This is a genomic window from Dietzia sp. DQ11-44, assembly GCF_014145205.1.
Lineage (GTDB): Bacteria > Actinomycetota > Actinomycetes > Mycobacteriales > Mycobacteriaceae > Dietzia > Dietzia natronolimnaea.
In genome coordinates this window covers 1-7,340 of record NZ_JAALEC010000185.1, presented here as the reverse complement: position 1 = coordinate 7,340, position 7,340 = coordinate 1, and the positions used below count along the sequence as shown (strand labels likewise).

Annotated in this window: 3 protein-coding genes and 1 pseudogene; all 4 read left to right on the top strand. The window is 69.0% G+C overall.

Annotated elements, in window-relative coordinates:
• Nucleotides 1–504: pseudogene (locus G6018_RS05740) on the top strand (hypothetical protein); the annotation flags it as partial.
• 262 nt (nt 505–766) lie between these two features.
• The gene (gltB, locus tag G6018_RS05735; RefSeq protein WP_182639105.1) at nt 767–5,368 is read left to right on the top strand and encodes a glutamate synthase large subunit; all 4,602 of its coding nucleotides are present in this window, start codon (nt 767–769) and stop codon (nt 5,366–5,368) included.
• Complete coding sequence (locus G6018_RS05730) at nt 5,361–6,833, top strand: glutamate synthase subunit beta (RefSeq protein ID WP_182609888.1); 1,473 nt, start codon at nt 5,361–5,363, stop codon at nt 6,831–6,833. The genes gltB and G6018_RS05730 overlap by 8 nt, the downstream gene beginning before the upstream one ends.
• Before the next feature lie 113 nt (nt 6,834–6,946).
• Entirely contained in the window at nt 6,947–7,330 is a 384-nt protein-coding gene (locus tag G6018_RS05725; protein ID WP_182609887.1) for a hypothetical protein, read from the top strand.
• The last annotated feature ends 10 nt before the right edge of the window (nt 7,331–7,340 follow it).

The following is a 7,340-nucleotide window of genomic DNA, read 5'->3' as shown; positions in this document are numbered from 1 at the left end:
TCGTTGGACGGCTCCCTCGAGGGCTCCCTCGAGCCCGGGTCGCTCGACGACGGTTCGTTGGAGGGCTCGCTCCCGATGGGGTCCCTGGAGCCGGGTTCGGTGGAGGGGTCTCTCGCCCCGATCGGGTCCCTGACCGCGTCACTCGCCCCGTTGGGTTCGACGGCCGCGTCGGTGGCCGGTTCGGTTCCGATCCTGCTCCCGGTGGTCCTCATCGGCGGCTCGATCGCCGCCGCACCGATGATCGGGCAGTCCGTCATGGATCTCGGACTGGCCCTGCCGCCCCTGCCCGGGATGCCCGTCGCGCCCCCCGCGCCGGTCGCGGTTCCCGAGGCGCCGCCGGCTCCGGGGCCGGTCACCCCCAACGGTCGCGGTGGTGAACCGGGCGCCCAGGGTGGGGTCGCGGTCACCGCCAACGCGGCCATCGTCACCACGGGTTCGCTCGGCGACTACGAGGTGGCGCTGCCGGACGGCGTCACCCTGCCCCCGTTGCCGTTCATCCGGTGATCTGACACCCCAACTGCCCCGCTCCGAGTGGTCCACTCGGAGCGGGGCAGTTGCCATTTCGGGAGCGAGAGAGCCCGTGACCTGAGAGAAATCTCACAGGGTGGAATCCGTGTCCCACGTCAGTCCGCGTCGATTGACGAAACCCAATTGTGCGGCTACCCCCTTTTCCCCATATTATTTGCGGGCCAGAGCACCACGGTGATCTGAGTGCGGGTGCTCCAGCCACCACGGAGTCCGCCCGTCGACAAACGAAGGCGAGCAGATGATGACGACTCCCGGCCCCAGAGGCCTGTACCGCCCTGAATATGAACACGATTCCTGTGGTGTCGCGTTCGTCGTGGACATGTACGGACGTCAGTCCCGGGACATCGTCGAGAAGGCGATCGCCGCGCTCGTCAACCTCGAGCACCGGGGCGCTGTCGGCGCCGAGGCGAACACCGGTGACGGCACGGGTCTGATGATCCAGGTACCGGACCGGTTCTTCCGCGAGGTGATGCGCGAGGAGCAGGACCTGGAACTGCCCGAGGCCGGTGCGTACGCGACCGGCCTCTGCTTTCTCCCCCAGTCACGGATGCTGGCGATGGACGCCAAGCGCCTGGTGGAGAGGATCGCCGCCGAGCAGGGCGTCACTGTCATCGGATGGCGTGAGGTCCCGGTCGACGACTCGACGGTCGGCGCGATCTCCCGCGACGCCCAGCCGACCATCCACCAGATCTTCGTCAAGGCCGCGGGTGCCGACGGCGCCCTGCTCACCGAGCTCGCACTCGAGCGCAAGTGCTTCGTGGTCCGCAAGCGGTGCGAGCACGAGCTCGGATCCAAGGGGCCCGGCAAGGGCGACCTGGGCTCGGAGACCGTGTACTTCCCGTCACTGAGCCCCCGGACCTTCGTCTACAAGGGCATGCTCACGGAGAAGCAGCTCCTCGAGTTCTACCTCGACCTGCAGGACGAGCGCGTGGAGTCCGCCCTGGGCATCGTCCACTCCCGCTTCTCCACCAACACCTTCCCGGCCTGGCCGCTCGCGCATCCGTTCCGCTACGTCGCGCACAACGGGGAGATCAACACCGCCCGCGGCAACGAGAACTGGATGCGGGCCCGTGAGTCGCTCATGTCGAGCGAGCACATCGAGGACCTGTCGGCGGCCCTGCCCATCTGCACCCCCGGTGGATCGGACACCGCGCGGTTCGACGAGGCGCTCGAGCTGCTGACCCTCGCCGGCCGCACTCTTCCGCACGCCGTGCTCATGATGGTGCCCGAGGCCTGGGAGCGTCACGAGACCATGGACCCCGCCAAGCGGGCGTTCTACGAGTACCACGCCTCGCTCATGGAGGCCTGGGACGGTCCGGCGTCGATCACCTTCACCGACGGCACCGTGATCGGAGCGGTTCTCGACCGCAACGGCCTGCGCCCCTCGCGGATCTGGGTCACCGACGACGGTCTCGTCGTCATGGCCTCCGAGGTCGGCGTCCTGGACATCCCGCAGGACAAGGTGGTCACCAAGACCCGCCTGCGGCCCGGCCGCATGTTCCTGGTCGACACCGCCGCGGGGCGGATCATCGACGACCAGGAGATCAAGGAGCAGCTCGCCGCCGAGCACCCCTACCAGCAGTGGCTCGACGAGGGCATGGTCCGACTCGGCGACCTCCCCCAGGTCAGCCAGGAGATCATGAGCCACGAGCGCGTGGTGCTGCGGCAGCGGGTCTTCGGCTACACCGAGGAGGAGCTCCGCATCCTCGTCTCCCCGATGGCCGGTGTCGGCGCAGAGGCGACCGGGTCGATGGGTACCGACACCCCGCTTCCCGTGCTGTCCCAGCGGGCCCGGATGCTGTTCGACTACTTCGCCCAGCGGTTCGCGCAGGTCACCAACCCGCCGCTCGACGCCATCCGCGAAGAGCTCGTCACGAGCTACGGGGTGACGCTCGGTCCCGAGGGCGACCTCATCAACCCCGGCCCGGACTCCTGTCGGCAGATCAAGCTCGACAACCCGATCCTGGGCAACTCCGAGCTCGCCACGCTGCGGGCGGCGGGGGACTCCCGCCCGGCGCTTCGCGCGGTGACCGTCCGCGGTCTGTACAACGTCGCCCACGGCGGGCGGGGCCTGCGCATCGCGCTGGACCGCATCCGGCGCGAGGTCTCGGACGCGATCGAGGACGGTGCCGCCGTCATCGTGCTCTCGGACCGTGAGTCCGACGAGCGCAACGCGCCCATCCCGTCGCTGCTGTTGACCTCCGCCGTGCATCACCACCTCGTCCGCGAGAAGACCCGCACCCGGGTCAGCCTCGTGGTGGAGTCGGGCGACGCCCGCGAGGTGCACCACATGGCGGTGCTGTTCGGCTACGGAGCCAACGCCATCAACCCCTACATGGCCTTCGAGTCGATCGACGAGCTCGTCAAGACGGGCGACCTCGCCGGGATCGACACGGTCGAGGCCTGCGCCAACTACCGCAAGGCGGCCGCCAAGGGCGTGCTCAAGGTGATGTCCAAGATGGGCATCTCCACGCTCGCCTCCTACACCGGCGCCCAGCTGTTCGACATCACCGGGTTGTCGCAGGAACTGTGCGACGAGTACTTCACCGGCTCGGTCAGCCCGATCGACGGGATCGGCCTCGACGAGATCGCCGAGGACGTGGCCCGTCGGCACCGCTTCGCCTTCCTGCCGCGTCCCGAGGAGGCCGCCCACCGCGAGCTCGAGATCGGTGGCGAGTACCAGTGGCGGCGCGAGGGCGAGTACCACCTGTTCAACCCGGACACGGTGTTCAAGCTCCAGCACTCCACGCGGTCCGGCCGATACGAGATCTTCAAGGAGTACTCGCGGCTCGTCGACGACCAGTCGGAGCGTCTCGCCACGCTGCGCGGTCTTTTCGAGCTCAAGAGCACCCGCCCGCCGGTGTCGATCGACGAGGTCGAGCCGGTGTCGGAGATCGTCAAGCGGTTCTCCACCGGGGCGATGAGCTACGGCTCCATCTCCGCGGAGGCGCACGAGACCCTCGCGATCGCGATGAACCGCCTGCACGCCCGGTCCAACTCGGGTGAGGGCGGCGAGTCCATCGCCAGGTTCAGCCCCGACCCCAACGGGGACTGGCGCCGGTCGGCCATCAAGCAGGTCGCCTCCGGCCGGTTCGGTGTGACCAGCAACTACCTGGCCAACTGCACCGACATCCAGATCAAGATGGCCCAGGGCGCCAAGCCGGGCGAGGGCGGCCAGCTGCCGCCGGGCAAGGTGTACCCCTGGGTGGCCGAGGTCCGTGGTTCCACGCCGGGCGTCGGGTTGATCTCGCCCCCGCCGCACCACGACATCTACTCGATCGAGGACCTGGCGCAGCTCATCTATGACTTGAAGAACGCCAACCCCGAGGCTCGGATCCACGTCAAGCTCGTCGCCGAGCAGGGCGTGGGAACCGTCGCGACGGGCGTGTCCAAGACACACGCCGACGTGGTGCTGATCTCGGGCCACGACGGTGGCACGGGTGCCTCGCCGCTGACCTCGCTCAAGCACGCCGGTGGACCGTGGGAGCTGGGCCTGGCCGAGACCCAGCAGACGCTGCTGGTCAACGGGCTCCGCGACCGCATCGTCGTCCAGGTCGACGGGCAGCTCAAGACGGGGCGCGACGTGATCGTGGCGGCGCTGCTCGGTGGCGAGGAGTTCGGGTTCGCCACCGCGCCGCTCGTCGTGGCCGGCTGTGTCATGATGCGCGTCTGCCACCTCGACACCTGCCCGGTGGGTGTGGCCACCCAGAACCCGGTGCTGCGCGAGCGGTTCAACGGCAAGGCCGAGTACGTGGTGAACTTCATGGAGTTCGTCGCGCAGGAGGTCCGCGAGTACCTCGCCGAGCTGGGCTTCCGGTCCCTCGACGAGGCGATCGGACACTCCGAGTGCCTCGACAAGTCCCGTGCGTTCGCCCACAACAAGCGGGCGGCCAAGCTGGACCTCGAGCCGGTCTTCGCCCAGGCGGACTCGCCCTTCATGCACCAGGACCTGCGCTGCACCAAGCAGCAGGACCACAAGCTGGAGGGAGTGCTCGACCGCACGCTCATCGAGGACTTCCGTTCGGTGCTCGTCGACCCGTCGTCCGGCCCGGCCACCGGTCGGTACCCGATCTGCAACGTCAACCGCTCGGTCGGCACCATGCTCAGCCACGAGATCTCCAAGGCGTACGGGGCCGCAGGCCTGCCGGACGGGTCCATCGACCTCACCTTCACCGGTTCGGCGGGCAACTCGTTCGGGGCGTTCCTCGCCGCCGGCGTGACCCAGCGTGTCTTCGGTGACGCCAACGACTACGTGGGCAAGGGACTGTCGGGTGGTCGGATCGTGGTCCGGCCCGCCCTGGACGCGGCCCCGGACTTCGTGGCGGAGGACAACATCATCGCCGGGAACGTGATCTGTTACGGCGCGACCAGCGGTGAGATCTACCTGCGGGGAATGGTGGGCGAGCGCTTCTGCGTCCGCAACTCCGGCGTCACCGCTGTGGTCGAGGGCGTGGGTGACCACGCGTGCGAGTACATGACGGGTGGTCAGGTCGTGGTGCTCGGGTCGACCGGGCGCAACGTGGCCGCCGGCATGTCGGGCGGTGTCGCGTACTTCTACGACCCGGACGGGCAGCTGCCCGTGAACCTCAACGACGAGCTCGTCGAGATCGAGGAACTGCTGACGGAGGACGTCGAGTTCCTGCACCGGATCGTCGAGCGGCACGCCGCCGAGACCGATTCGACCCGGGCGCGGGAGATCCTGTCCGGTTGGGCGCAGAACGTGAATCACTTCGTCAAGATCATGCCGCGCGACTACAAGCGCGTGCTGCTCGCCATCGAGCAGGCGGAGAAGGACGGACGCAACGTGGACGAGGCGATCATGGAGGCCGCAAATGGCTGACCCGAAGGGCTTTCTCAAGCACACCGAACGGGAGCTCCCCGAGCGTCGTCCGGTGGATCTGCGGATCATGGACTGGAAGGAGGTCTACGAGTCGACCACCCTCCCGGAGGACGACCTGAAGACCCAGGCCAGTCGCTGCATGGGCTGCGGCATCCCGTTCTGTCACCAGGGTTGCCCGCTCGGCAACATCATCCCGGAGTGGAACGACCTCGTGCACCGCGGGCGGTGGGACGCGGCGGTGGATCGTCTGCACGCCACCAACAACTTCCCCGAGTTCACGGGGCGGCTCTGCCCGGCCCCGTGTGAGGGCTCCTGCGTCCTGGGCATCAACCAGCCGGCGGTGACGATCAAGCAGATCGAGGTGGAGATCGCCGAGAAGGCATGGGAGGACGGTCCCATGGATCCGGTGATCCCCTCGTTCCGCACCGGCCAGTCGGTGGCGGTCGTGGGTTCCGGCCCGGCGGGGTTGGCGGCCGCGCAGCAGCTCACCCGCGCCGGGCACTCGGTGACGGTCTTCGAGCGCGATGACCGTATCGGTGGTCTGATGCGCTACGGGATCCCCGAGTTCAAGATGGAGAAGGAGATCATCGACCGGCGCCTCGCCCAGATGGAGGCGGAGGGCACGGTGTTCCGCGCCGGCGTCAACGTGGGCAAGGACATCACCGCCTCACAGCTGCGCGGCGAGTTCGACGCGGTCGTCCTCTGCGGCGGCGCCACCATGCGACGGGACCTCCCGGTCCCGGGTCGCGAACTCGACGGGATCCACCAGGCGATGGACTACCTGCCGCTGGCCAACAAGGCCGCGGTCGGTGACCCGGTGGTGGACTCCGACGGCCTGCCGGAGATCCACGCGCGGGATAAGCACGTGATCATCATCGGCGGCGGCGACACCGGCGCCGACTGCCTGGGAACGGCCACCCGCCAGGGTGCGAAGTCGGTCAAGAGCTTCGAGATCATGCCCAGGCCGCCCGCCACCCGTGCCGCCTCGACCCCGTGGCCCGTGTACCCGCTGATGTTCCGCACGGCGTCTGCGCACGAGGAGAACGGCGAGCGGGTCTACAGCGTCTCCACCGCCGAGTTCCTCGGCGAGGGCGGCCATGTGACAGCGCTCAAGGGTTCCGAGGTCAAGATGGTCGACGGGCGCTTCGAGCCGGTGCCCGGCACCGACTTCGAGTACCCGGCGGACCTGGTCCTGCTGGCCATGGGGTTCACGGGCGCGCAGAAGACCGGATTGTGCTCCGACCTGGGCGTGGACTTCAGCGACCGGGGCAACGTCGACAGGGACGACACGTACGCCACCAACGTCGACGGTGTGTTCGTCGCCGGGGACATGGGACGTGGCCAGTCCCTGATCGTGTGGGCGATCGCCGAGGGGCGCGCCGCCGCGGCCTCGGTCGACCGCTTCCTCATGGGGGAGACGGCCCTCCCGTCGCCCGTTCGACCCACGGACGTCGCACAGCGCTGACCGGGGGACGCGCGCCCGGGGGAGCACGGCGGGGTATCGTTTCGCCTTAATAGAACCTAAGATGTGAGGCAATTCGATCCAGGCCACCCCGGCCGCCGTCACGGAAGGCATACATGGTCCGCCGTCGCCCTGCCGCCGTGTCCGGTGCCGTGTTCGTCGGCCTGGTCGTGGCGCTCGTGGTCGCGCTGTGGCTGTCGGTCGCGATGATCGGTGGGCCCGCGGCCTCCGCACAGGGGACCGGCTCCGGGGCGAGGGTCGAGGTGACCGATCTCCCGGTGCTCAGCGAACTCCCCCCGCTCCCGGTGGAGGGGGACTCGCCGGACGCCGGGGACGGCCCGGACTCGTCCTCCCTGGGCATCTCCGGGGTGCAGACCGTCGCGCTGGGCCTGGCCGCCGCGGTCCTCATCGCCGGCGGGATGGGTCTGGCACTGGTCACGAGGCGTGGTCGTGCGGTGCCACCGGAGGAGCAGGCCCCACCCTCTGGTCCCGCCCCCTGACGACGGGGCC

Coding starts and splice junctions, on each gene's coding strand:
- gltB (WP_182639105.1), top strand. CDS start 767: ATGATGACGACTCCCGGCCCCAGAGGCCTGTACCGCCCTGAATATGAA.
- G6018_RS05730 (WP_182609888.1), top strand. CDS start 5,361: ATGGCTGACCCGAAGGGCTTTCTCAAGCACACCGAACGGGAGCTCCCC.
- G6018_RS05725 (WP_182609887.1), top strand. CDS start 6,947: ATGGTCCGCCGTCGCCCTGCCGCCGTGTCCGGTGCCGTGTTCGTCGGC.